This is a genomic window from Amycolatopsis sp. NPDC051102, from assembly GCF_040682815.1.
Classification (GTDB): domain Bacteria; phylum Actinomycetota; class Actinomycetes; order Mycobacteriales; family Pseudonocardiaceae; genus Amycolatopsis.
On record NZ_JBFBBT010000005.1, the window covers coordinates 113530 to 136547 of the forward strand.

The 23018-nt window shown below is 72.1% G+C and carries 26 protein-coding genes and 1 pseudogene; 18 read left to right on the forward strand and 9 right to left on the reverse strand.

The genetic code is table 11. The annotated features are described in order from the left end of the window. Window positions 1–9: 9 nt before the first annotated feature. The gene (locus AB0M93_RS17740; RefSeq protein WP_364274666.1) at window positions 10–705 is read right to left on the reverse strand and encodes a TetR/AcrR family transcriptional regulator; all 696 of its coding nucleotides are present in this window, start codon (window positions 703–705) and stop codon (window positions 10–12) included. Window positions 706–848: 143 nt separating this feature from the next. Between AB0M93_RS17740 and AB0M93_RS17745 the strand changes: the two genes are divergently transcribed. The 3 genes from AB0M93_RS17745 (at window position 849) to AB0M93_RS17755 (ending at window position 3603) form a co-directional block, all read left to right on the forward strand. Beyond that, window positions 849–2225, forward strand: coding sequence for a replication-associated recombination protein A (locus AB0M93_RS17745; protein WP_364274669.1), 1377 nt, complete (start codon window positions 849–851; stop codon window positions 2223–2225). A 117-nt stretch (window positions 2226–2342) separates the two neighbouring features. Continuing rightward, on the forward strand, window positions 2343–2720 hold the full coding sequence (locus AB0M93_RS17750; protein ID WP_364274672.1) for a VOC family protein: 378 nt from the start codon (window positions 2343–2345) through the stop codon (window positions 2718–2720). Between the two features lie 37 nt (window positions 2721–2757). Then, the gene (locus AB0M93_RS17755; protein WP_364274675.1) at window positions 2758–3603 is read left to right on the forward strand and encodes an NAD(P)-dependent oxidoreductase; all 846 of its coding nucleotides are present in this window, start codon (window positions 2758–2760) and stop codon (window positions 3601–3603) included. Here AB0M93_RS17755 and AB0M93_RS17760 read toward each other — a convergent pair. Then, a complete protein-coding gene (locus AB0M93_RS17760) occupies window positions 3600–4481 on the reverse strand; it encodes a hypothetical protein (protein WP_364274678.1) in 882 nt (293 codons plus the stop codon). The two genes, AB0M93_RS17755 and AB0M93_RS17760, sit on opposite strands and share 4 nt — an antisense overlap. A 129-nt stretch (window positions 4482–4610) precedes the next feature. On the opposite strand from AB0M93_RS17760, the gene AB0M93_RS17765 reads away from it, so the two are divergent. From AB0M93_RS17765 to AB0M93_RS17795, 7 genes and pseudogenes are all read left to right on the forward strand, one after another. After that, entirely contained in the window at window positions 4611–4997 is a 387-nt protein-coding gene (locus AB0M93_RS17765; protein WP_013224580.1) for a DUF948 domain-containing protein, read from the forward strand. Continuing rightward, on the forward strand, window positions 4994–5299 hold the full coding sequence (locus AB0M93_RS17770; RefSeq protein WP_091308341.1) for a hypothetical protein: 306 nt from the start codon (window positions 4994–4996) through the stop codon (window positions 5297–5299). The genes AB0M93_RS17765 and AB0M93_RS17770 overlap by 4 nt, the downstream gene beginning before the upstream one ends. 74 nt (window positions 5300–5373) lie before the next feature. Further along, the gene (gene alaS / locus AB0M93_RS17775) at window positions 5374–8034 is read left to right on the forward strand and encodes an alanine--tRNA ligase (protein ID WP_364274680.1); all 2661 of its coding nucleotides are present in this window, start codon (window positions 5374–5376) and stop codon (window positions 8032–8034) included. 31 nt (window positions 8035–8065) lie between these two features. After that, window positions 8066–8527 (forward strand): Holliday junction resolvase RuvX, encoded by a 462-nt coding sequence (ruvX, locus tag AB0M93_RS17780; protein WP_217709689.1) that lies wholly within the window; start codon window positions 8066–8068, stop codon window positions 8525–8527. Next, entirely contained in the window at window positions 8524–10641 is a 2118-nt protein-coding gene (mltG, locus tag AB0M93_RS17785) for an endolytic transglycosylase MltG (protein ID WP_364274684.1), read from the forward strand. Before ruvX ends, mltG begins: the two co-directional genes overlap by 4 nt. Before the next feature lie 16 nt (window positions 10642–10657). Next, on the forward strand, window positions 10658–11488 hold the full coding sequence (locus tag AB0M93_RS17790) for a shikimate dehydrogenase (protein ID WP_364275160.1): 831 nt from the start codon (window positions 10658–10660) through the stop codon (window positions 11486–11488). A gap of 125 nt (window positions 11489–11613) precedes the next feature. Further along, window positions 11614–12177: pseudogene (locus AB0M93_RS17795) on the forward strand (GrpB family protein); the annotation flags it as partial. A 19-nt stretch (window positions 12178–12196) separates the two neighbouring features. Here the strand turns inward: AB0M93_RS17795 and AB0M93_RS17800 are convergent. Together AB0M93_RS17800 and AB0M93_RS17805 are read right to left on the reverse strand one after the other, a co-directional pair. After that, on the reverse strand, window positions 12197–12856 hold the full coding sequence (locus tag AB0M93_RS17800) for a TetR family transcriptional regulator (RefSeq protein ID WP_364274687.1): 660 nt from the start codon (window positions 12854–12856) through the stop codon (window positions 12197–12199). Between the two features lie 19 nt (window positions 12857–12875). Beyond that, on the reverse strand, window positions 12876–13289 hold the full coding sequence (locus AB0M93_RS17805; RefSeq protein WP_364274690.1) for a hypothetical protein: 414 nt from the start codon (window positions 13287–13289) through the stop codon (window positions 12876–12878). Window positions 13290–13404: 115 nt separating this feature from the next. Between AB0M93_RS17805 and AB0M93_RS17810 the strand changes: the two genes are divergently transcribed. Then, on the forward strand, window positions 13405–14340 hold the full coding sequence (locus AB0M93_RS17810) for a D-2-hydroxyacid dehydrogenase family protein (RefSeq protein ID WP_364274693.1): 936 nt from the start codon (window positions 13405–13407) through the stop codon (window positions 14338–14340). A 192-nt stretch (window positions 14341–14532) separates the two neighbouring features. On the opposite strand, the gene AB0M93_RS17815 is transcribed toward AB0M93_RS17810, so the two are convergent. The 4 genes from AB0M93_RS17815 to AB0M93_RS17830 form a co-directional block, all read right to left on the reverse strand. Further along, entirely contained in the window at window positions 14533–15348 is an 816-nt protein-coding gene (locus tag AB0M93_RS17815) for a serine hydrolase domain-containing protein (RefSeq protein WP_364274695.1), read from the reverse strand. 83 nt (window positions 15349–15431) lie between these two features. Continuing rightward, on the reverse strand, window positions 15432–15698 hold the full coding sequence (locus AB0M93_RS17820) for an HPr family phosphocarrier protein (protein ID WP_103335999.1): 267 nt from the start codon (window positions 15696–15698) through the stop codon (window positions 15432–15434). A gap of 56 nt (window positions 15699–15754) precedes the next feature. Beyond that, window positions 15755–16990: a PTS transporter subunit EIIC gene (locus tag AB0M93_RS17825; protein WP_364274697.1), complete on the reverse strand. Its 1236-nt coding sequence runs from the start codon at window positions 16988–16990 to the stop codon at window positions 15755–15757. After that, window positions 16987–17775: a GntR family transcriptional regulator gene (locus AB0M93_RS17830; RefSeq protein WP_364274699.1), complete on the reverse strand. Its 789-nt coding sequence runs from the start codon at window positions 17773–17775 to the stop codon at window positions 16987–16989. The genes AB0M93_RS17825 and AB0M93_RS17830 overlap by 4 nt, the downstream gene beginning before the upstream one ends. 243 nt (window positions 17776–18018) lie before the next feature. On the opposite strand from AB0M93_RS17830, the gene AB0M93_RS17835 reads away from it, so the two are divergent. Continuing rightward, entirely contained in the window at window positions 18019–18258 is a 240-nt protein-coding gene (locus AB0M93_RS17835) for a PTS glucose/sucrose transporter subunit IIB (protein ID WP_072482356.1), read from the forward strand. Next, a complete protein-coding gene (locus AB0M93_RS17840; protein ID WP_364274701.1) occupies window positions 18255–18710 on the forward strand; it encodes a PTS glucose transporter subunit IIA in 456 nt (151 codons plus the stop codon). Before AB0M93_RS17835 ends, AB0M93_RS17840 begins: the two co-directional genes overlap by 4 nt. A 114-nt stretch (window positions 18711–18824) precedes the next feature. Here AB0M93_RS17840 and AB0M93_RS17845 read toward each other — a convergent pair whose 3' ends face one another. Continuing rightward, on the reverse strand, window positions 18825–19262 hold the full coding sequence (locus tag AB0M93_RS17845; RefSeq protein WP_364274703.1) for a Rieske (2Fe-2S) protein: 438 nt from the start codon (window positions 19260–19262) through the stop codon (window positions 18825–18827). A gap of 105 nt (window positions 19263–19367) precedes the next feature. On the opposite strand from AB0M93_RS17845, the gene AB0M93_RS17850 reads away from it, so the two are divergent. The 5 genes from AB0M93_RS17850 to AB0M93_RS17870 all read left to right on the forward strand — a co-directional run bounded on the left by AB0M93_RS17850 (window position 19368) and on the right by AB0M93_RS17870 (window position 23011). Further along, window positions 19368–19736, forward strand: a complete 369-nt coding sequence (locus AB0M93_RS17850) for a hypothetical protein (RefSeq protein WP_364274705.1) — start codon at window positions 19368–19370, stop codon at window positions 19734–19736. Between the two features lie 4 nt (window positions 19737–19740). Continuing rightward, window positions 19741–20253, forward strand: coding sequence for a sigma-70 family RNA polymerase sigma factor (locus tag AB0M93_RS17855; protein ID WP_364274707.1), 513 nt, complete (start codon window positions 19741–19743; stop codon window positions 20251–20253). After that, window positions 20250–20891, forward strand: coding sequence for a zf-HC2 domain-containing protein (locus tag AB0M93_RS17860; RefSeq protein WP_364274708.1), 642 nt, complete (start codon window positions 20250–20252; stop codon window positions 20889–20891). Before AB0M93_RS17855 ends, AB0M93_RS17860 begins: the two co-directional genes overlap by 4 nt. 411 nt (window positions 20892–21302) lie before the next feature. Further along, entirely contained in the window at window positions 21303–22490 is a 1188-nt protein-coding gene (gene aroC / locus AB0M93_RS17865; protein WP_364274710.1) for a chorismate synthase, read from the forward strand. Next, window positions 22487–23011 (forward strand): shikimate kinase, encoded by a 525-nt coding sequence (locus AB0M93_RS17870; protein ID WP_364274712.1) that lies wholly within the window; start codon window positions 22487–22489, stop codon window positions 23009–23011. The genes aroC and AB0M93_RS17870 overlap by 4 nt, the downstream gene beginning before the upstream one ends. Window positions 23012–23018: the final 7 nt, after the last annotated feature.

The window sequence follows — 23018 nt, forward strand, 5'->3', positions numbered from 1 at the left end:
CCCCGGGGCCTACCCGGGTGCCCTGGTGGGATCGTGTGCGTAGATCCCGTTGCGGTAGCTCGAGACGAGCTCCTCGAGCGCCGAGCTCAGTACTGCCGACACCTCCGCGACCACGCCGGGATCGGGCTCCCCCGGCGGCTCGAACGCGGTGCGGATCAGGTGCGCGAGAACGGCCGCCTTCTCTTCGAGAGGCACGTCCTCGAACTCGTGCGAAAGCGTGTCGCCCAGGTAGAAGCCGAGTGTCGAGGCGCTGAGCGCGTAGCTCAGGTTCGGCACGTCGGCCCGGATCAGCCCGTGGCGCAGCATGGTCTCCTCGAACTGCGCGCGCAGGACGTCCTGCTGCTTGTGCAGCGCGAGGTCGCCGAGGGAGCCGAACATCTCGGCGTTGCCGCGCAGCATCGCCATCACCAGCGGGCGGCGGTGCGTGATCAGGAACGACCCGGGGATCATCCGGTGCGGGAGGATCATCGCCGGGTCGGCCTTGATCGCCCGCAGGACCTCGTCGGTCAGGTCGGCCGACTCGCGCATCATCAGCGCCTGGAACAGCAGCTCCTTGTTGCGCCAGTGCAGGTAGACGGTGCCCTTGCCGATGCCGACCGCGCGCGCGATGTCGTCCACCGCCACCTTGCGGTAGCCCATGCGCAGCAGCAGCTCGCCCGCCGCGTCCAGGATCCGGTCGGCGCGCTCGCGGTTGGGATGGCTCATGCGGTCGTCCACCTGCGGTTTCGTTGAGAGTTTGACCTATTGACCGGATTCGCACTTTCGGTCAACCGGTCAGCACGACGGTAGCGCCGATCCGGGGACCGGGGCAAGCGGTTCTGTCGGTGGGGTCGGTTAACGTCATCGGTGTGGCACAGGACGAGCTCTTCACCGTGAACGCCGACATCGCGCCTCCGCCGGAGCGCACGGAGTCGAACGCGGCCGAACCGCAGGCCGACCCGGCGAGCTCGCCCCTGGCCGTGCGGATGCGGCCGCGCTCGCTCGACGAGGTCGTCGGCCAGCAGCACCTGCTGCGCGAAGGCGCTCCGCTGCGGCGGCTGGTGGAGGGCGCCGCGCCGGCGTCGGTGCTGCTCTACGGCCCGCCCGGCACGGGCAAGACGACGCTGGCCAACCTCGTCTCGATCGCCACCGGCCGCCGGTTCGTCGCGATGTCGGCGCTTTCGGCGGGCGTCAAGGAGGTCCGCGGGGTCATCGAGGAGGCCCGGCGGCGCCGCCAGTACAACGCCGAGAACACCGTGCTGTTCATCGACGAGGTGCACCGGTTCTCCAAGACCCAGCAGGACGCGCTGCTCGGCGCGGTCGAGGACCGCACGGTGCTGCTGGTCGCGGCGACCACCGAGAACCCGTCGTTCTCCGTCGTCTCGCCGCTGCTGTCGCGGTCGCTGGTGCTGCAGCTGCGTCCGCTGACCGACGCGGACATCACGCAGCTGATCGAGCGCGCGCTCGCCGACGAACGCGGCTTGGGCGGCGAGCTGACGCTGACCGAGGACGCGCGCGCCCACCTCGTCCGGCTCGCGGGCGGGGACGCGCGCCGCGCGCTCACCGCGCTGGAGGCGGCGGCCGACGCGGCGTCGGCCACCGAGGCGAAGACGATCGACCTGCCCATCGTCGAGTCCACTGTGGACAAGGCGGCGGTCCGCTACGACCGCGACGGCGACCAGCACTACGACGTGATCAGCGCGTTCATCAAGTCGATCCGCGGGTCCGATGTGGACGCCGCGCTGCACTACCTGGCCCGGATGATCGAGGCGGGGGAGGACCCGCGGTTCCTGGCGCGGCGGCTGGTCGTGCACGCGAGCGAGGACATCGGGATGGCCGACCCGACGGCGCTGCAGGCGGCGGTCGCGGCGGCACACGCGGTGCAGTTCATCGGCATGCCGGAGGGCAGGCTGGCGCTCGCGCAGGCGACCGTGCACCTGGCCACCGCGCCGAAGTCCAACGCGGTGGTCAAGGGCATCGACGCCGCGCTGGCGGACGTCCGCGCGGGGCTGGCCGGGACCGTCCCGCCACACCTGCGCGACGGGCACTACGCGGGGGCGAAGAAGCTGGGCAACGCGCAGGGCTACCGGTACCCGCACGACGTGCCCGAGGGCGTGCTGGCCCAGCAGTACCCGCCGGACGAACTGGTCGGCCGCGACTACTACGAGCCCACCCAGCGCGGCGCCGAGCGGCCGCTGGCCGAGCGCGTCCCCAAGCTGCGCCGGACGATCCGCGGCGACCGGTGAGGTGAACGGACGAATCGCCGGTCCCTGATCATCTTCGCGGGCCGCGGCGGTCAAGATCATCCGGTTTCGTAAGCTGCATGCTCCGAAGGTGACCCGACCCCCGCAGGAGGCGTGCCCGTGCCCGCGACGCTGCAGTGCATCGTCCTGGACTGTCCGGAACCGCTGGTGCTCGCCCGCTTCTACCAGGCCCTGCTCGGCGGCGAGGTGGATCGCCCCGACCCGCGGTGGCGCGTGGACGAGGACTGGTCGACCCTGCACGTGGACGGGATGGTCCTGGGGTTCCAGCGGGCCCTCGATCACCGGCCGCCGCGCTGGCCGGACCCGGCGCACCCGCAGCAGTTCCACCTCGACTTCGAGGTCGACGACTTCCGCGAGTCGCACCACGTGGTCCTCGCGCACGGCGGCCGGCTGCTCGACCCGGACCTCGGCGGCCGGGGCTGGCGCGTCTACGCCGATCCGGCGGGCCACCCGTTCTGCCTGCTGGGCGACTACTGAGCGCGCGGCCGCGGCCGGCGTCGGCCACGATGGCGGCATGACTGTCGCGTTTCTCGGAACCGGGATCATGGGCGCGCCGATGGCGGCCAACATCGCCAAGGCGGGCCTCGACGTCCGGGTCTGGAACCGGACCCGGGACAAGGCCGAACACCTGTCCGATGTGGCCACGGTCGCTTCCTCGGCAGCGGCCGCGGCCGACGGCGCGGACATCCTCGTGACGATGCTCGCCGATGGCCCAGCCGTGGCCGAAGCGTTCGAAGCCGCTTCGCCCGCTTCGGGGACGTTGTGGCTCCAGATGAGCACGGTGGGCCTCGACTGGACCGACCGCCTCGCGGCGCTGGCGGAGGAGGCGGGTGTGGTGTTCGTCGACGCGCCGGTGCTCGGCACCCGGCAGCCCGCGGAGCAGGCGCAGCTGCAGGTGCTGGCGTCCGGCCCGGAGGAGGCCCGCCCCAAGGCGACGCCGGTGTTCGACGCGGTCGCCATCAAGACCCAGTGGCTCGGCCTGGCGGGCAACGGCAGCCGGCTGAAGCTGGTGATGAACGCCTGGGTGCTCGCGCTGACGAACGGCACGGCCGAAAGTCTCGGCCTGGCCCGCGCCCTGGGCCTGGACCCGCAGTCGTTCCTGGAGACGATCAAGGGCGGCGGCCTCGACGTCGGCTACGCGCACGCGAAGGGCGGCGCGATGCTGGCCGGCGAGTTCCCGCCGGCGTTCCCGGCGAGCCTGGCGGCGAAGGACGCCCGCCTGGTCGTGGAAGCCGCCGGCGAGGACGTCGACGTGGCGGGCGCGAAGGCGGTCCTGGCCCACCTGGAGGCGGCGGTCGAAGCCGGCCACGGGGACGAGGACATGGCCGTGCTGTACCGCGCGGTGGTGAAGGAGCGTTAGAGGAGCGTCGCCAGCCGGTCTACGCCCAGGGCGCTTGTCAGGAGGCGTTCCTTCGCGTTGCCCAGCAGTTTCTGCGTCCACAGCGTGAAGCCGCCGTCACCCACTTCGGCGAGCTCACCGCCGAAGGACTCGTACACCTTGAAGCAGAGGCCGGTGTAGTACCCGCCTCGGCCGCCTTCGCGCTCCGGGAACGGGCGGACCGGCACCTCCGGCACCGCGTCGAGCAGACCCTCGAACCGGGGGTCCAGCACGGTCACGGCGAGTTCGACCGCGGACGCACCCAGCGCCCGGCAGGCGGCGGCCGGCAATCCGGCGTGCTCGGCCAGGTGCTGCCGTTCGAAGGCCAGGTCGCCGGAGTCCCGGCCGGCCGTCACCGCGCCGAACAGCGAAAAGTGCGCGAACAGTCCCGCCGCGACCTGCTGGGCCCGCACCACGCGCTGCACGGTGGCCAGGCGGACGACATCCTCCGACGAGCGCCGGACCGCCGCCTCCGGGGCCAGGCCGGTGGTGGGGTCGGCGGCGACCTCGGTGCCGCGGCCGGTCGGCACCACCCGGTGCTGGGCCACCCCGGCGACCGCCGAATGGGTGCCGAGCGGGACGAGCGGCGAGAGGGGCACCAGGTCGAAGCCCGCTGCCGTGCCGAGCACGACATCTTCGACCCGGCGCAGCAGGGGGAACGACAGCGGGCTCGGTGCCGCGGACCGGTCGGCCCGGTGCCGGCGCAGCACCTCCGGCCCGGTCAGCCGGGCCGCGCGCCGGCGCGCGATCTCGAGCTGCACCGTGGTCAGGTCGGCGCCGGGCAGCCCGGACAGCACGTCGGCCGCGGTGCCGCCCGGCCCGGCGAGCACTCTCCCGCCGGGTCCGCTGTCGTGTTCCATCGTCCAGGTTCACCGCGCCGCCGGGGCCCGGAGCGACGCGTTTTCCGGGCCCGGCGGGGTGACACGGTCGGGGACCCGGCCAGGCGGTAACCTCAGGCGGCATCCCGACCCCTGAACCGAGGAGGGCCCGTGTCGGCAGGGCAGATCGCCGCGTTGATCGCCGCAGGAGCATTCGTGGTGCTGGTCGTCCTGCTGGCGATCCCGCTGATCAAGCTCGGCAAGACGCTGGACGCGGCCACCGAGGCGATCGAGCGCACCAACAGCAACACCGATCCGCTGCTGATCGGCGCGAACGAGACGATCACGCACGTCAACACCCAGCTCGAGCGGGTCGACGGGATCACCGCGAACGCGCAGGCGGTCACCGGCAACGTCTCCGCGCTGGCGTCGGTGTTCACCGCGACCCTGGGCGGCCCGCTGGTCAAGACCGCGGCGCTGTCCTACGGGCTGTCCAAGGCGATCAAGGCGCGCAAGAAGAAGAGCGCGCTGAAGGCCGCCAGGAAGGCCGGGAAATGAAGCGGCTGTTCTGGCTCGGCGTCGGCGTGGTCACCGGCGTCGTGCTCTCCCGCAAGGCCGCCGAAACCGCTCGTCAGGCCACTCCGGCCGGGTTAGCATCGAACCTGGGGGACGCCGTGCGCGAGCTGGCCGGCGCCGTGGGTTCGTTCGGCGCCGAGGTGCGCGCGGGCATGAACGAGCGGGAACAGGAGCTGCACGACATGGTCGAGGAGCGGACGGGCGTCACGGCGCCCCGCGCCGAAGGACGGCACGCCGCCGCCGCGCGGCGCCCGGTCCGGCGAGCTCGCCGGGCGGAGGGCTGATCCGGGCCTGCCCGGAACCCTTCCGCCGCCGCCGTCCGACCCCGTTCTGCACCACCAGCACAAGGACTTGACCCGTGGACACACACGAAATCACCGATCGTTTCCTGCGCCATTTCGAGGGCAGGGGCCACACGCGCGTGCCCAGCGCGCCGCTGATCCTCGACGACCCGAACCTGCTGTTCGTCAACGCCGGCATGGTGCAGTTCAAGCCGTACTTCCTCGGTGAGGCGCCGCCGCCGTACCCGCGCGCGACCTCCGTGCAGAAGTGCGTGCGCACGCCGGACATCGACGAGGTCGGCAAGACCACCCGGCACAACACGTTCTTCCAGATGGCCGGCAACTTCTCCTTCGGCGACTACTTCAAGGAAGGCGCCATCGAGGCGGCCTGGGAGCTGATCACCAAGCCCCAGAGCGAAGGCGGCTTCGGCCTCGACCCGGACCGCATCTGGGCGACCGTCTACAACGACGACTCCGAGGCGGCCGGGCTGTGGCGCAAGCTCACCGGCCTGCCCGGCGAGCGCATCCAGGCCCGCGACGGCAAGGACAACTACTGGGACATGGGCGTGCCCGGTCCCGGCGGCCCGTGCTCGGAGATCTACTACGACCGCGGCCCGGCGTACGGCCGCGAGGGCGGCCCGGTCGCCGACGAGGACCGCTACATCGAGATCTGGAACCTCGTCTTCATGCAGGACGTCCGCGGCGACCTGAGCCCCAAGCTCGGGCACCCGCCGATCGGCGAGCTGCCGAAGAAGAACATCGACACCGGCATGGGTGTCGAGCGCGTCGCGACGATCCTGCAGGGCGTCGAGAACGTCTACGAGACCGACCTCGTGCGCCCGGTCATCGGCCGCGCGGAGGAGTTCTCGGGCCGCCGCTACGGCAGCAACCACGCCGACGACGTCCGGTTCCGCGTGATCGCCGACCACGCCCGCACCGGCGTCATGCTGATCGGTGACGGCGTCACCCCGGGCAACGACGGCCGTGGCTACGTGCTGCGCCGCCTGCTGCGCCGCATCATCCGCTCCTCGCGCCTGCTGGGCGTGCACGAGCCGGTGCTGCAGGCGTTCGCGAGCGTCGTGCGCGACACGATGGGCCCGACCTACCCCGAGCTGGTCTCCGGCTTCGACCGCATCAACGAGGTCGTCCGGATCGAGGAGGAGGCCTTCCTCTCGACCCTGACCTCCGGCTCGCGCATCTTCGACATGGCGGCCGAGGAGACCAAGCGCGGCGGCGGTGACGTGCTGGCCGGCGACAAGGCGTTCCAGCTGCACGACACCTACGGCTTCCCGATCGACCTGACCCTGGAGATGGCGGCCGAGCAGGGCCTGACCGTCGACGAAGAGGGCTTCCGCACGCTCATGAACGAGCAGCGGACCCGCGCGAAGGCGGACGCGGCGGCCCGCAAGACCGGCCACGGCGACCTCTCCGAGTACCGGAAGGTCCTGGAGCAGCACGGCGAAACCGAGTTCCTGGGCTACACCGACCTGCAGGCCGAGGCCAAGGTCGTCGCGCTGCTGGAAGACGGGCAGCCGGTCCGCAGCGTCTCCGCGGGCAAGAAGGCGGAGCTGGTCCTCGACCGCACGCCGTTCTACGCCGAGAGCGGTGGCCAGGTCGCCGACACCGGTGTGCTTCTCGGCGACGGCGTCGAGCTGAAGGTCCTGGACGTCCAGAAGATCGTGCCGGGCCTGTACGTGCACCGCGTCGAGGTGGAGCAGGGCGAGGTCGGTCTGGACACCAAGCTCACCGGTTCGGTCGACGCGCACCGCCGCCTCTCCATCGAGCGCTCGCACTCCGCGACGCACCTGGTGCACGCGGCCGTCCGCGGGGCGTACGGCAAGCGCGCGGCGCAGGCGGGTTCGCTGAACTCGCCGGGCCGCATGCGGTTCGACTTCACCACCCCCGGCTCGGTGTCGGCGGACGTGCTGACCGAGGTCGAGCAGGAGGTCAACGACTACCTGCAGACCAACGTCGAGGTGCAGAGCTACACCACGACCAAGGACAAGGCCCTCGAGCTGGGCGCGGTCGCGCTGTTCGGCGAGAAGTACGGCAACGACGTCCGCGTGGTCGACATGGGCGACTACTCCCGCGAGCTCTGCGGTGGCACCCACGTCGACCGGATCGGCCAGCTCGGCCTGGTCAAGCTGGTCTCCGACGCCTCCATCGGCTCGGGCGTGCACCGCGTCGAGGCGCTGGTCGGCACGGACGCGCTCAAGTACGTCCGCAAGGAGCAGCTGCTGGTCTCGCAGCTGGCGAACACCTTCAAGGTGCCGTCGGACCAGCTGCCCGGCCGCATCGACGACGTCCTGACCCGGCTGAAGAACGCCGAGAAGGAGATCGCGCAGCTCAAGACCCAGCAGGTGCTGGGCTCGGCGGGCGCGCTGGTCGACAAGGCGCAGGAGATCGGCGGGGTCACCGTGGTGGCCGAGGTCGTCCCGGACGTCGACGGCAACGGCCTGCGCGCGCTCGCCTCCGACATCCGCGGCCGGCTCGGCTCGCGGCCCGGCGTGGTGGCGCTGTTCTCGCCCGCCGGTGAGAAGCTGAGCTTCGTCGTCGCGACGACCAAGGCGGCCCAGGAGAGGGGGATCGCCGCGGGCAAGCTCGTGCCGTCGTTCGCCGAGAAGATCGGCGGCCGGGGCGGCGGCAAGCCCGACATGGCCCAGGGCGGTGGCACGAACCCGGCCGGTGCGGCCGAGGCGGTCACGGCCCTTCGCTCGGCGATTGCCGGCATTGGTTAACCGCGGAAACCGCGGCCCGGACCGTCCCGGTGTGGGCGATCCGGGCCGGGGCCGCCGGCTGGGCGTGGATGTCGGATCCGTCCGGGTCGGGGTGGCACTGAGCGATCCCGCCCCCCTGCTCGCTTCGCCATTGGTTACCCTCTCCCGCGATGCGACCGACGACAGTGATCTGGACCAGCTGGCCGCCCTCGTCACCGAACACGAGGTGGTCGAGGTGATCGTGGGCCTGCCCAGAACCCTCGCCAACCGCCAGGGCCCGGCGGCCGAGCTGGCCATCGCGTATTCTGAACGCCTGGCCGGGCGGATAGCGCCCGTGCCGGTCCGGCTGGGCGACGAGCGGCTGACCACGGTCACCGCATCCCGCATCCTCTCCCAGCGCGGGGTCAAAGGCCGCAAGCAGCGCGCGGTGGTCGACCAGGCCGCCGCCGTCGAGATCCTGCAGGCCTGGATCGACGCCGCCGCTGCGCACCGCGCCCGGGAGGGAGACCGATGAACGAGCAGCCACCCGAGCCCCCACGCGGGCGCCGGAGACTGCGCGAGCCGGAAGCGGCCACCCCGCCGCCGTCCCGGCCCGCCCCGCGCCGCACCGACCCGCGCGACCCGCGGGCCGCGGAACCGCGCCGCACACCCAGCGGGCAGCACGAGCTGCCGCCGCGCCGCGTGCAGGCGCCCAGCGGCGAGTACGACCTGCCGCAGCCCTCCCGCCGGGCCCGGCCCGCGGAGCCGCCGGCCTACGACCCGCGCCGGGACGCACCGCCGTCCGGCCGTCGCCGCCGCCTCGAGCCGCCGGGCACCCTGCCCCCGGCCGACGACGAAGTCGACCCCCAGGAGCGGCGGGCCGCCCCGGCTCGCGCCGCCCGCGCCCGCCACGGCCTCGACGAGGGCTCGGAGGTGGAGCCACCGGCCCCGCGCCGCCGCCGTGCGGCGCCGGACCCCGACGAGGCCGAAGGCCGGCGGCGCGCCTTGCCCGAGCGCATCGAACCGGCGCCCCCGCGACGGCGCCGCGCCGAGCCCGACCCGGCCGAGCCGACGGCGGGCCGTCGTGGCCCGGCCCCCGAGCCGAGGGAAGCCGCCGCGCCGCCCACCCGCCGCCGGCCCGCACCCGACGTACCCGACGCCGCCGACTCGCGACGGCGTCGCGCGGCGCTGGAGCCCGGCGTGGCCCCCGAACCGCTCCGGCGGCCCGCGCAGCCGGGTGACCGGGCCACCGGCGTGCCCGAACCCGGCGCCGAGCCGCGCCGGCGCCGCCCGCCGGTCCCGCCGGTGCGCGAAGAACCGGTCACCGACGTCCTGCCCGCCCTCGCCCCGCCGCCCCCGGCCGAGCCGCCCCGCGCGCCGCGCGAGGAGCCCCAGGAGCTCGCCGGGGACGACGAGTACGCGGACTACGACGAGTACGACGAATACGCGGACTACGACGAGTCCGAGTACGACCAGGAGTACGACGGGGAGTACGACGACTACGACGAAGAGCCGGAGAAGCCGCGGAAGAAGAAGGGCAAGCGCGCCCTGGGCTGGGTCGCCGCGATCGCGGTGATCGCCCTGCTCGCGGGCGGTGCCTGGTACGGCTTCAACCGGATCTTCGGCTACGACGACTTCGAGGGCGCCGGCACCGACGACGTCGTGTTCCAGGTCGACGACGGCGACACGACGTCGGCGATCGGCGCGAAGCTCGTCACGGCGGGCGTCGTCGCCAGCAGCAAGGCGTTCGTCAAGGCGGGTGAAGGCAACCCGAAGCTCGCCCGGGTCCAGCACGGCTTCTACGTGATGAAGTCGCACATGTCCGGCGCCAGCGCGGTCGAGCGGATCACCACCCCGGACGCGCGGGTCGGGCAGCTGGAAATCCGGCCGTACACGCAGCTCGACGACATCACCCAGCCCGACGGCAAGGTCACGCCCGGCGTGTACAGCCTGATGGCAAAGGCGTCCTGCGCCCAGCTCAACGGCAAGAGCACCTGCGTCTCGGCGGACGACCTGCGCAAGGCCGTCGACGCGGCGGACCTGAAGCAGCTCGGCGTGCCGGACTGGGCGATCGAGCCCGCCAACAAGGCCGACCGCAAGGACCGCCGGCTGGAGGGGCTGATCGCGCCGGGGCTCTACGACGTCAAGCCCGGGTCCACCGCGCAGGAGATCCTCGGGCAGCTGGTGCACAGCTCGGCCGAGGCGATCCAGAACGCCGGGCTGACCCCGAAGTCGACCGGTCCGGGGATGACGCCGTACCAGACGCTGATCATCGCCTCGATCATCGAGCGCGAGGCGGTGAAGGCCGACTTCGGCAAGCTGTCGCGGGTGATCTACAACCGGCTGGCGCAGAACATGCGGCTGCAGATGGACTCCACCGTCAACTACGTGCTGGACCGGCCGACGCTGGCGACCAACGACGACGACCGGGAGCGACCCGGGCCGTACAACACCTACAAGATGACCGGGCTGACCCCGACGCCCATCGCGGTGCCGAGCCCGGACGCGATCAAGGCGGCGGTCAAGCCGCCGGACGGCGCCTGGGTGTACTTCGTCAAGTGCGAGAAGAACGGCCTGTCCTGCTTCGCGGTCACCAACGAAGACCACCGGAAGAACGTCGACCTCGCCAAGGCACGCGGTGTCTTCTGAGCCGCGCAAGGCCGCGGTGCTGGGCAAACCGGTGGCGCACTCGCTGTCGCCGGTGCTGCACGGCGCCGCGTTCGCCGCGCTCGGCCTGACGGGCTGGACGTACGAGCGGATCGAGACCGGCGCCGCGGAGCTCCCGGCGCTGGTCGACGGCCTCGGCCCGGAGTGGGCCGGGTTTTCGGTGACGATGCCGGGCAAGCGCGCGGCACTGGACCACGCGGCCGAGGTGACACCGCGCGCGGCCGCCGTCGGCGCGGCCAACACCCTGGTCCGCACTCCGGCGGGCTGGCTCGCGGACTGCACCGACGTCGAGGGCGTCACCGGCGCGCTGCGGGCGGCCGGCGGCTACGAGCCGTCGCCGGGGGACACCGCGATCGTGCTCGGCGCGGGTGGCACCGCGGCGGCGGCGGTGGTCGGCCTGGCGGATCTCGGCGTGCGGCAGGTGCGCCTGGTCGTGCGCGAACCGGCCCGGGCCGGCGAAACCCTGGATGCGGCGAAACGGGCTTCGCTCGACGTCGACGTCCTGCGCTGGTCCGAGACGGACTTCGCGGCACTGGCGGCGGGGGCGGCGGTGCTGGTGAACACCGTGCCGCCGGACGCGGTCGTCGCGCACGTGGCCGAGCTCGCCGTGGTCGCGCACGTCCTCGACGTCATCTACCACCCGTGGCCGACGCCGCTGGCCGAAGCGGTCGCGGCCCGCGGCGGCCGGCTCGCGACCGGCCTGGACATGCTGCTGCACCAGGCGTTCGGCCAGGCCGAGCACTTCACCGGCCGCCCGGCCCCGCGGGCGGCGATGCGGGACGCGCTGCGCGCCGCGACCGGGAACCTGCTGCCGCTGCCGATCGGCTGAAACCCCTTCACGAAGATCCGCAGCCTCGATATTCTGGCCGACTGCCTTGCGCACGGCCGAAGCCGCGCGCACGTTCCCGGCCCGCCGGCCGTGCGGGACGTATTTCCTGCTGGAGAAGGGGATTCATGACCAGCCAAGAAGCATTGAGCGACGCCGAGGTCCAGGGGGCGTGGGTCGGCGAAGCGCCGAAGCTCAACTCGACCGTCACGCTCGCCGACTACGACCCGGAGTGGCCGAGGCTCTTCGAACGCGAAGCCGAGCGGATCCGCGGCGCCCTCGGGGAGCGGGTACTCGTGCTCGAGCACGTCGGCTCGACGTCGGTGCCGGGCCTGTGCGCGAAGCCGATCATCGACATCCTCCTGGAGGTGCCGGACTCCGCCGACGAGGACGCCTACGTCCCGGCGCTGGAGGCGGCGGGCTACCGGCTCGTCATCCGCGAGCCGGACTGGGAGAAGCACCGCTGTTTCAAGGGCCCGGACACGGACATCAACCTGCACGTCCATTCGCCGGGCAACGGCCAGACAGCGCGCTACCGGCTCTTCCGTGACCGCCTGCGCTCCCACCCGGAGGAGCGCGAGCTGTACGCGGCGAAGAAGCGTGAACTCGCCGCGAAGACGTGGAAGTACGTCCAGAACTACGCCGACGCCAAGACCGCGGTGGTCGAGGAGATCCTCGGCCGGGCGCGGGCCGGACAGGCCGGGTGAACCTTCAGTCCCGCTTGGCCAGGTCCTGGATGAGGCCGACGATCTCCCGGCTGACCGGGCGGAACACCCGCAGCCGGGAGAGTGCGGCCAGCCGGGCCAGCAGGGGCACGCTGCGCTCCACCAGCATCCGGCTGCGTTGCGTGCCCGCCGACCGGTCGTGGACCCAGAACAGCACCACGCCCATCTGGTAGAGCCACAGCAGCTCCGGCAGCTGCGCGCGCAGTTCCGGGTCGAGCTTCACGTCGGAGCCCTCGACGACCTCGCGCATGAGGCCGATCGAGGCTTCGCGGGCGGCCGAGGAGTCGTCGCTGAACGGGCTCAGCGGCGACTCCGGGTCGGCCGCGTTGACGAAGAACTGCGTGCCGAAGCGGTGGTAGGGCTCGGCGACGTCGAGCCAGCACAGCAGCACCGCCCGCAGGCGGGCGGCGAAGCCGGCTTCGCCGTCGAGCAGCGGGCGGGCCGCCGCCAGGTGCCGCCCGGCCATCTCGTCGTAGAAACCCTGGACCAGCTGTTCCTTCGACGAGAAGTAGTAGTAGGCGTTCCCGACCGAGACGCCCGCCTCGGCGGCGATCGCGCGCATCGTCGTGCGGTTGTAGCCGTTCTCGGTGAACAGCCGCATCGCGGTCGTGACGATCAGGGACCGCGTTTCCTCGCTCTTGGCCACGCGCTGCACGGTAGCGCCGTCAGTGCTGGGGGAAGGGCGGGGCCTGCGGCACGCCCGGGTAGGGGAACGGCACCGGGGCGGGCTTCGGGGTCAGGTGGCGGCGCCGGATGCCGTTGAACACCAGGACGTTGAGCAGGTGCATGGCACCGAGGACGAGCGCCACCGTGCCGATCTTGACCGACAGCATCTCGAACACCTCCCGGGCGGTGGTGATGTCGGCGCCACTGGTCAGGAAGAGCGTCACGAACCCGAGGCTGACCAGGTAGAAGCCGACGACCAGCAGCTGGTTGACGGCGTTGGCCAGGCCCGGGCTGTCGGCGAAGACCTCGGCCAGGAAGGTGCGGCCGTGCTTGCTCAGCGTCCGGGCCACGAGCACGGTCAGCGGAATGCTGATCAGCAGGTAGAGGGCGTACGCGACGACGATGCGGTCCATGGTTCCTCCTGGATTTGAACGTGTTCAAGAAGGAGGGTAGCCCTCGTTTTGAACACGTTCAAGCGAGAGCCGTGTCACGCCGCGAGGATGTCGCGGCCCGGCTACGGTGACGTCCATGCGGATAGCGATCCTCGACGACTACCAGAACGTCGCCCTCACCTTCGGCGACTGGGCATCCCTCAAGGCCGACATCACGGTCTTCACCGAGCCCCTGACCGACGTCGTCACCCAGCTGCAGGGCTTCGAATGCGTGGTCGCGATGCGCGAGCGCACCCGGTTCCCGGCCGCCGTGCTCGACGCCCTCCCCGACCTGAAGCTGCTGGTCAGCACGGGGAAGCGGAACGCGGCCATCGACGTGGCCGCGGCGCGGCGCAACGGCGTCGTCGTGTCCGCCACCGGCTACATCGGGGAGCCGACCGCCGAGCACACCTGGGCGCTGATCCTGGCCGCGTCGCGGAACCTGCCGCAGGAGTTCCGGTCCATGCGCGAGGGGGGCTGGCAGACGTCCGTCGGCACGATGCTGCACGGCAAGACGCTCGGCCTGCTCGGCCTCGGCCGGCTCGGCGCGGGCGCGGCGAAGATCGGGCAGGCGTTCGGGATGGAGACCATCGCCTGGAGCCAGAACCTGACCCAGGAGAAGGCGGACCCGCACGGCGTCACCGCGGTGACCAAGGACGAGCTGTTCGCGCGCTCGGACGTGCTGTCCATCCACCTGGTGCTCGGCGACCGCACCCGCGGCCTGGTCGGGGCGGCGGAGCTCGCCGCGATGAAGCCGACCGCGTTGCTGGTGAACACCTCCCGCGGCCCGATCGTCGACGAAGCCGCGCTGGTGGAGGCGTTGCGGCGCAAGGAGATCCGCGCCGCCGCGCTGGATGTCTACGACACCGAGCCGTTCCCCGCCGACCATCCACTGAGGACACTCGACAACGCGGTCCTGACGCCGCACATCGGTTTCGTCACGCAGGAGGTCTACGAGATCTTCTACGGCGACGCGGTCGAGGACATCGCCGCCTACCAGGCGGGCGAACCGATCCGCGTCATGACGGAGTGAAGAAGGCGTGCGGCCCGCCGGGGCCCGAGGTCCCCGCACCGGCCCTGCGGCGGGCCTGCACCCTTGGATGACACCACCCGCGTCCGGACGGCGGCAGGGTCTTTGGACCCTGTCCCGTCCGGGTCGTTGGGCATCACGTCCGGTCGGCGATTTTCCCTCAGGCAAAGGGAAGGGTGTCGCGCAGGCCCCGTTTCACGCGCCCAGTTCCGCCAGCACGGCGTCGGTGTAGCGCGGCCAGACCTCGGCGGCCCACGGGCCGAACGCGCGGTCGGTGAGCGCGACGCAGGCCGCGCCGGCGTCCGGGTCGACCCAGAGGAACGTGCCCGACTGGCCGAAGTGGCCGAACGTCCGCGGCGAGCTGTTCGCGCCGGTCCAGTGCGGGCTCTTGTGGTCGCGGATCTCGAAGCCGAGGCCCCAGTCGTTGGGCTTCTGGTGGCCGAAGCCCGGCAGCACGCCGGAGAGCCCGGGGAACACGACGTTCGTCGCCTCGGCGACGGTGGCCGGGTCCAGCAGCTTCGGGGCCTGCAGCTCGGCGGCGAAGGCGGCCAGGTCGTCCACGGTGGACACCGCGCCGGACGCGGGCGAGCCCTCCAGGGTCGTGTCCGCCATGCCGAGCGGGGCGAACAGCGCCTCGGCCTGGTACTGGGCGAACGGGATGCCGGAGTGCTCGGCCAGCGCGTCGGCCAGCTGCTCGAACCCGGCGTTGGAGTAGAGCCGCCGCGTGCCCGGCTCGGCCATCGCCTTGTGCGCGTCGAAGGCCAGCCCGGAGGTGTGGGCCAGCAGGTGCCGCACGGTCGAGCCCTCGGGCCCGGCCGGGGTGCCGAGTTCGACGACGCCTTCCTCGATCGCGATGAGCGCGGCGTAGGCGGTCAGCGGCTTGGAAACCGAAGCCAGCCGGAACTTCCGCGCCGGGTCGCCGTGGCTGCCCACGACGCTCCCGTCCGCCGCCACCACGGCCGTCGCGCCGTTGTCCACCGGCCACTCGTCGATCAGGCGCACGCTGTCCATGCCGCCAGCCTACGAAACGCCGCGAAGGCCCCCGCACCGGCTGTCGGGGAGCCGGTACGGGGGCCTTCGCGGCGGGTCGGTGCTCAGGCGTCCAGGTCGGTGGCGACCAGCTGGGCGACCGCTTCCACGGCCTCCTCGGCGCCCTCGCCCTCGGCACTGATGACGACCTCGTCGCCGTACCCGGCGGCCAGGGTCATCAGGTTGAGCACGCTGCCGGCGGCCACCGGGTTGCCGCCGGCCTTGGCGATCTGCACCGCGACGGGCTGTGCCGCGGCCGCCTTCGCCACCAGCGCGGCCGGCCGGGCGTGCAGGCCCACCTTGCTGGCCACGGCGACGCGTTTCTCCGGCATGTTCGTCCTCTCGCTACAGTGCTTGTCCCGCTGGGGGAGCTACGTCGGTACGGATGTTACGCGGCGGCGGTGCGGTCGAGGTCGGCCTCGATCGAGTCGTCCTCGCGGCCCGGGGTCCGCAGGTTGAACTTGATGATCGCGAAGCGGAACACGACGTAGTAGATGATCGCGTAGACGATGCCGATCGGGATCAGCCAGATCGGCTTCTGCGCGGCCGGGGCACCGAAGTTGAGGATGTAGTCGATCGCGCCGGCGGAGAAGTTGAAGCTCTGGTGGATGCCCAGCGCGTTGCAGATCGCCAGCGAGGTGCCGGTCATGATCGCGTGGAACAGGTACAGCGGCCACGCGACGAACATGAACGAGAACTCGATCGGCTCGGTGACACCGGTCAGGAACGAGGTCAGCGCGCCGGCGATCATCACACCGCCGACGACCTTCTTCTGCGCCGGGCGGGCCGTCTGCCAGATGGCCAGCGCGGCCGCGGGCAGGGCGAACATGAAGATCGGGAAGAAGCCCGTGGTGAACGAGCCCGCCGACATCTTGCCCGCGACGAAGTTGTTGATGTCGCCGCCGTCGAAGATGAACCACACCGGGACGTTCAGCAGCTGGTGCAGACCGACCGGGATGAGCAGGCGGTTCAGCGCGCCGTAGATGCCGCCACCGACGACCGGGGCGGCGGTGACCGCGTCACCGGCGGCCTCGATGCCGCTGTTGACCCAGTGGAAGACCAGGCCGAAGATCACGCCGAGGAGCACCATGACGCCCGCGGTGATGATCGGGACGAACCGGCGACCGCCGAAGAACGCCAGGTAGGCGGGCAGCTTGATGCGGTGGTACTTCTGCCACAGCAGCGCCGCCACGATGCCGACCACGACACCCGCGAGCACCGAGTAGGGCCACTTGATCGGCTGGAGCTCGGTGACGCCGGCCGTGTACTTCGGCAGGTCCTTGAGCGGGGCGAAGACCTGGACGACGGAGCTGAAGACGAAGAAGCCGACGACGGCCGCGACGGCGGTCGAGCCGTCGCCCTTCTTGGCGAAACCGACGGCGATGCCGACCGCGAACAGCAGCGGCAGCCAGTTGAACAGCGTGCCGCCGGCGGCGCCGAGCACCGAAGCGACCTTGTTCCAGCCCAGGCCGTCCTTGCCGAGCATGTCGTCCTGCCCGAACCGCAGCAGGATGCCCGCCGCCGGGAGCACGGCGATCGGAAGCATGAGGCTACGGCCGAAGCGCTGAAGACCGGCGAGACCGCTGCCGCTCTTCTTCGCCCCCTCCGCGGTGGTCGAACTCATCTGGTTCCTCCATAGTGGGGTGGTTGACCGGGTTCCGGGGTGTTCCGGTCCAACTGCATGGTCACCTGGTAGTGGTCTCCCCGGTACCAGGACGTGATGTCTTCGATGGGGTCGCCGTTGGCGCTGGAGACCCGCCGGAACACGAGCAGCGGGCTGCCGGCGCGCATGCCGAGCAGCCGGGCCGTCTCGCGGTCCGCACCTTCCGCCCAGACCGTCTGCCACGCCTGGTCGGGACGTACACCGTACGTCTCGGCCAGCTGCGAGTAGATGGACTGGGTCAGGTCCAAATCGAGCAGGCCGGGTGCCCGGCCCGCGTGGTACCAGCCGCGTTCGACGGCCAGCGGCACGCCGTCGGCGTGCCGCAAGCGCACCAGGTGGTGCGCCGGAGCGCCCTCGGCCAGGCCGAGGGCGTGTGCCGAGGCGGTGGGCGGCACCTCGGTGGCCGCGGAGACCACCTCGGTCGTCGGGGTCAGCCCCCGCCTCCGCATGTCGTCGGTGAACGACATCAGGTAGAGCTGCAGCTCCATCCGCCGGGCCGCGGTGAACGTACCCTTGCCGCGGACCCGGGCGAGCAGGCCCTCCTCGACCAGCTTGCCGATCGCCGACCGGACCGTGAGCCGCGACACGCCGTAGCGCTGGGCGAGCTCCCGTTCCGACGGGATCGGCGCGCCCGGCGGGAGCTCGCGCTCCACCGTGCGGCGGAGGATCTCCCGCAGCTGGGCGTGCTTGGGCGTGGGCCCGTTGACAACCTTGTCGGGCGGCGGGACGTGCGCGGCCGCGCTCATCGGCGTCACCCTCCTCGTTCTCGCGTCACCGGGGGACCGGTGCTCGCATCCGGCCCGGAACATTGGTACGTTCCGGTCTAGACCAATGATCTGATGGGGCAGGATGCTCCGCCGTGCGGACGGGTGTCAACCACCGTTATCCGTTCGTGGCCCGCGGCGGGGTGCATGCCGACGATCGGCGTAGTACAGGTGGACACGCGGTTCGCGTCAGGTTGGGAACAAACAGTGATCAAGGAGACCGCGATGGCGGATGACAGGCCCGAAAAGATCCTCGCGGCACTCGGCGGCGCGGACAATCTGACCGAGGTCGAGGGCTGCATCACGCGGCTGCGCTGCGAGGTCGAGGACATGAGCCTCGTCGACGAAGCGGCGCTGAAGAAGGCCGGCGCGATGGGCGTGGTGAAGATGGGGTCGACGGCCCTGCAGGTGATCGTCGGGCCGGAGGCGGACACGATCGCCAGCGACATCGAGGACCTGCTGTGAGCCTCGAGGTCCTCAGCCCGGTCGCCGGGCGCGTGGTGCCGATCACCGAGGTCCCGGACCCGGTGTTCGCGCAGGCCATGGTCGGCCCGGGCATCGCCGTGCAGCCCACGGGCGGCCGGTCGGACGCGGTCGCGCCGGTCGACGGCACGGTCGCGACGCTGCACCCGCACGCGTACGTCATCGCGACGGAGGACGGCAAGGCCGTGCTGGTGCACCTGGGGATCGACACGGTCAAGGAAAAGGGCGAAGGCTTCACGCTGCACGTCGTCAAGGGCGAGCAGGTGCGGGCCGGCCAGCCGGTCGTCAGCTGGGACCCGGAGGCGGTGACCGCGGCGGGCTACTCGGCGATCGTCCCGGTCGTCGCGCTGGACGCCTCGGCGGACGTGCTGTCCGGTTTGGACACCGGACACGAGGTCGCCGCCGGCGACCGGCTCTTCGCCTGGGACGCCTGAGGCGCTTCTGTCACACTGGGGGCAACCGGGGCTTCGCCACCCGGACCCCCGAAAGCACGCGCAGGGCCCTTGTGGACGATCGTCCACAAGGGCCCTACGCGTGCGCCCGGCTCGTCAGCCGGTCACGACCTTCCCGTTCTCGACCTTGACCGGCACGGACGGCAGCGGCTTCTTCGCCGGGCCCTGCTTGACCTCGCCGGTGAGCGCGTTGAACACCGACCCGTGGCACGGGCAGACCAGGTCGGCGCCCTTCGGCGCGACCGTGCAGCCCTGGTGCGTGCACACGGCGCTGAACGCGGCGCACGCCGACTCCGACGTGCGGGCCACGATGACGTCGGAACCGTCCGGGGCCTTGGCGGCCTTGGCCTGGCCGACCGGGACGTCGGCGAGGGCGACCAGCGGCGTCCCGGCGGCGATCGGCGCCTGCGCGGTGCCCGGCTTGGCACCCGGCTCGGACGAACAGGCGGAGAGTGCGACGGCGCCGACGGCGGCACCGGCGACGGCGGCACCGGTGGACAGGACGGTGCGGCGGGAGTGCAGTTCGGCTGTCATGTCCTACTGAACGAAACCGGCCCCCCTTCGGTTCAATTTCCGGTGAACCGGATCGACCTCTGCCTCGTGTATCTACCGGAGTGGGTGTGGAGTGGAGGAACGATCATGGTGAATTGGGTTCTGCGCATCGTCGTGGCGGCCGCGCTGCTGGGCTCGGCGGGCGTGCACTACTTCCTGTGGACCGAGGACTACCCGGGCATCGTGGGCCCGCTGTTCCTGCTCGACGCGATCGCCGGGGTGGTGCTGGCGATCGCGGTGCTGGCCTGGCGGCACTGGCTGCCCGCGCTGGGCGCGGCCGGCTTCGGGGCGCTGACGCTCGGCGCGTACGTGCTGGCCGCGACGGTCGGGTTCGCCGGGAACCACGACCAGTTCGACAGCCAGCCGGAGTACTGGGGCGTCATCACGGAGGCGGTCTGCATCGTGGGCGGTCTGGCGCTGCTGTTCGTGAAGGACCGGCGCCGGGTCGCGGCCTGAGTTCGTGGGAGAAGTCGCCGAAGAGGCGCTCATGCGCGCGCTGCACGAGGAGCACGCGACGGCGCTGTGGTCCTACGCGCTGCACCTGACCTCCGGTGACCGGATCCGGGCCGAGGACGTCGTCCAGGAGACGCTGCTGCGCGCCTGGCGGTCGCCGGCGGTGCTGGACCAGTCGCAGGGCTCGGCGCGGGCGTGGCTGTTCACGGTGGCGCGGCGGATCGCCATCGACGGCTGGCGCTCGGCGTCGGCCCGGTCGGAGGTGGTCACCGACCGGCCGCCGGAGGGCGCTGTCGCCGACGGCACCGATCGCGCGGTGCAGGGCTGGCTGGTCGCCGAGGCGCTGGCCGAGCTGTCGGAACGGCACCGCGAGGTGCTGGTCCTGTGTTACTTCCAGGGCTATTCAGTGGCGGACGCCGCGCTGCGGCTGGGCGTCGCCGAAGGGACGGTCAAGTCGCGCACGCACTACGCGTTGCGCGCGTTGCGGTTGGTGCTCGAGGAGAGGGGGGTGACCCAGTGAGCGAAGACCCGTTCGCGACGTTCGACGCCGCTTACGTGCTGGGAGCGCTTTCCCCCGAGGACCGGCAGCGCTTCGAGGAGCACCTGCGCACGTGCGACCGCTGCGCGGCTTCGGTGCGCGAGCTGGCGGGCCTGCCGGGACTGCTGGCCAGGGTCGACGCGCCCGCGGTGCCACCCGACCTCGCCATGCCCCCGCCGGACCTGCTGCCGTCGGTCCTGCACCGCGTCCGGCGCGGCCGCCGGATCCGGACGGCGGTGACGTCCGCGTCGGCCGCCCTGGCGGTTTCGGCGTGCGTCGCGCTGGCGGTGGTGGTTTCGGCACCTGCGCCTGCCCCGCCGCCGTCGGTGGCGATGACGGCACTGGGCGAGTTCCCGGTCCGCGCGGACGCCCGCCTCGACGCCTTCTCGTGGGGCACGCAGGTGGACATGTCGTGCAGCTACACGGGCGACCGCAGCAGCGGCGAGTACGTGCTGGTCGCCATCTCCCGCGACGGCACCCAGACGCAGCTGGCGACCTGGAAGGCGGTCCCGGACAACACGGCCCGCATCGTGATCGGCACGGCCCTGAAGACCTCGGACCTGACGGCCCTCGAAGTCCGCCTGACGTCCGGCCGCCCCCTCCTCCGCCTGACCCTCTGAAGGGAAGGGGGCATCCGGGCCGCAGGGGGCCCCGGATGCCCCCACCCCCGCCCCGATGCCCCTCCAGTCACGCGAGTCGACCCTCGAGTCACGCGAGTCGACCCTCGAGTCACGCGAGTCGACCCTCGAGTCACGCGAGTCGACCCTCGAGTCACGCGAGTCGACTCTCCAGTCACGCGAGTCGACTCTCCAGTCACGCGAGTCGACTCTCCAGTCACGCGAACCGACCGTCCGAGCACGCCGGCCGGTCGGCCCCGCGTGATCCGCCCCCTCGAACCACCCCGCGATTTCGCCCACGGGAGTGATGCCCGCCCGAAAATCCGGCGGACGACCCGGTGCGCCGTCTTCCCCGCTGCGGGATGACCGGAGGCATGTCCCGGTCCCGACCCCGCCCGTGACAGGATTGAGCCCATGTTGCGCTGGATCACCGCAGGTGAATCGCACGGACCCGCGCTGGCCGCCGTGCTCGAAGGGATGCCCGCCGGCGTCGCCGTCACCACCGCCGACGTCACCGAGCAGCTGGCCCGGCGCCGGCTCGGGTTCGGTCGCAGCCCGCGGATGGGCTTCGAGACCGACCACATCGAGTTCCTCGGCGGCGTCCGCCACGGCCTCACCCAGGGCGGCCCGGTCGCGGTGCAGATCGAGAACGCCGAGTGGCCCAAGTGGGAGCAGGTCATGGCGGCCGACCCGGTCGACCCGCAGGTGCTCGAGGGCCTCGCGCGCAACGAACCGCTCACCCGGCCCCGCCCGGGCCACGCGGACCTGCCCGGCATGCAGAAGTACGGCTTCGACGAGGCCCGTCCCGTCCTGGAGCGGGCAAGCGCCCGGGAGACGGCGTCGCGGACCGCGCTGGGCACCGTCGCCCGCAACTACCTGAAGCAGCTGCTCGGTGTCGAGATCCTCAGCCACGTCGTCTCGATCGGCGGCGCCGACGCGCCCGAAGGCCCCCTGCCGGTCGCGGCCGACCTGCCCGCCATCGACGAGAGCCCGGTGCGCGCGTTCAGCAAGGAAGGCACCGACGCGATGGTCACCGAGGTCGACGCCGTGCGGAAGGCGGGCGACACCGTCGGCGGCGTGATCGAGGTCCTCGCCTACGGCCTGCCGCCGGGCCTCGGCTCCCACGTCCACTGGGACCGCCGGCTCGACGCGCGGCTGGCCGGCGCGCTGATGGGCGTCCAGGCGATGAAGGGCGTCGAGGTCGGCGACGGCTTCACCACCGCCCGCCGCTGGGGCAGCCAGGCGCACGACGAGATCGACCGCGGCTCCGGCCCGGTCGGCGTCACCCGCCGGTCCAACCGCGCGGGCGGCCTGGAGGGCGGCATCACCAACGGCGAGCCGCTGCGGGTCCGGGTGGCGATGAAGCCGATCTCGACCGTCCCCAAAGCACTGTCCACAGTGGACGTCAAGACCGGTGAGCCCGCGGTCGCCATCCACCAGCGGTCCGACGTCTGCGCGGTGCCGCGCGCCGGGGTCGTGCTGGAGTCGGTGGTGGCGCTCGTCCTGGCCGATGCCGCGCTGGAGAAGTTCGGCGGCGACTCGCTCGCCGAGAGCAAGCGCAACGCCGAGGCGTACCTCAAGGCCCTCGAGGAGCGCTGGTGAGCCCTCGCGCGGTGATCGTCGGCCCGCCCGGCTCGGGCAAGAGCACGATCGGGACGCTGCTGGCGGCTTCGCTCGGCGTCGCGTTCCGGGACAGTGACGACGACATCGTCGCGCGGACCGGGCGCAGCATCTCCGACATCTTCGCCGAGGACGGCGAACCCGCCTTCCGCGCACTGGAAGAAGCGGCGGTCGCCACCGCGCTGGCGGAGCACGACGGCGTGCTCTCCCTCGGCGGCGGCGCCCCGCTCACCCCGGGCACCCGGGCCCGGCTGGCCCGGCACACCGTCGTCTTCCTGAACGTCGGCCTCGCCGCGGGGGTGCAGCGCACCGGGCTGTCCTCCGCGCGGCCGTTGCTGGCCGGGGTGAACCCCCGCGCCACCTTCAAGAAACTGCTCGACGAGCGGGTGCCCGTCTACCGCGAGGTGGCCACCGTCGAGATCGTCACCGACGACCGGTCGCCCGCCGAGATCGTCGCGCACCTCGTGGCGGAGCTCGCCGCTCCCGCCGAAGCCAAGGAGTGAGTCAACC

Bases quoted from the DNA above. Each gene is read 5' to 3' on its own strand.
- AB0M93_RS17835 (WP_072482356.1), top strand. From the start codon at position 18,019: ATGGCGGATGACAGGCCCGAAAAGATCCTCGCGGCACTCGGCGGCGCG.
- AB0M93_RS17825 (WP_364274697.1), bottom strand. From the start codon at position 16,990: ATGAGTTCGACCACCGCGGAGGGGGCGAAGAAGAGCGGCAGCGGTCTC.
- AB0M93_RS17850 (WP_364274705.1), top strand. From the start codon at position 19,368: ATGGTGAATTGGGTTCTGCGCATCGTCGTGGCGGCCGCGCTGCTGGGC.
- AB0M93_RS17755 (WP_364274675.1), top strand. From the start codon at position 2,758: ATGACTGTCGCGTTTCTCGGAACCGGGATCATGGGCGCGCCGATGGCG.
- AB0M93_RS17815 (WP_364274695.1), bottom strand. From the start codon at position 15,348: ATGGACAGCGTGCGCCTGATCGACGAGTGGCCGGTGGACAACGGCGCG.
- AB0M93_RS17845 (WP_364274703.1), bottom strand. From the start codon at position 19,262: ATGACAGCCGAACTGCACTCCCGCCGCACCGTCCTGTCCACCGGTGCC.
- AB0M93_RS17740 (WP_364274666.1), bottom strand. From the start codon at position 705: ATGAGCCATCCCAACCGCGAGCGCGCCGACCGGATCCTGGACGCGGCG.
- aroC (WP_364274710.1), top strand. From the start codon at position 21,303: ATGTTGCGCTGGATCACCGCAGGTGAATCGCACGGACCCGCGCTGGCC.
- AB0M93_RS17770 (WP_091308341.1), top strand. From the start codon at position 4,994: ATGAAGCGGCTGTTCTGGCTCGGCGTCGGCGTGGTCACCGGCGTCGTG.
- AB0M93_RS17830 (WP_364274699.1), bottom strand. From the start codon at position 17,775: ATGAGCGCGGCCGCGCACGTCCCGCCGCCCGACAAGGTTGTCAACGGG.
- AB0M93_RS17805 (WP_364274690.1), bottom strand. From the start codon at position 13,289: ATGGACCGCATCGTCGTCGCGTACGCCCTCTACCTGCTGATCAGCATT.
- AB0M93_RS17820 (WP_103335999.1), bottom strand. From the start codon at position 15,698: ATGCCGGAGAAACGCGTCGCCGTGGCCAGCAAGGTGGGCCTGCACGCC.
- mltG (WP_364274684.1), top strand. From the start codon at position 8,524: ATGAACGAGCAGCCACCCGAGCCCCCACGCGGGCGCCGGAGACTGCGC.
- AB0M93_RS17810 (WP_364274693.1), top strand. From the start codon at position 13,405: ATGCGGATAGCGATCCTCGACGACTACCAGAACGTCGCCCTCACCTTC.
- AB0M93_RS17760 (WP_364274678.1), bottom strand. From the start codon at position 4,481: ATGGAACACGACAGCGGACCCGGCGGGAGAGTGCTCGCCGGGCCGGGC.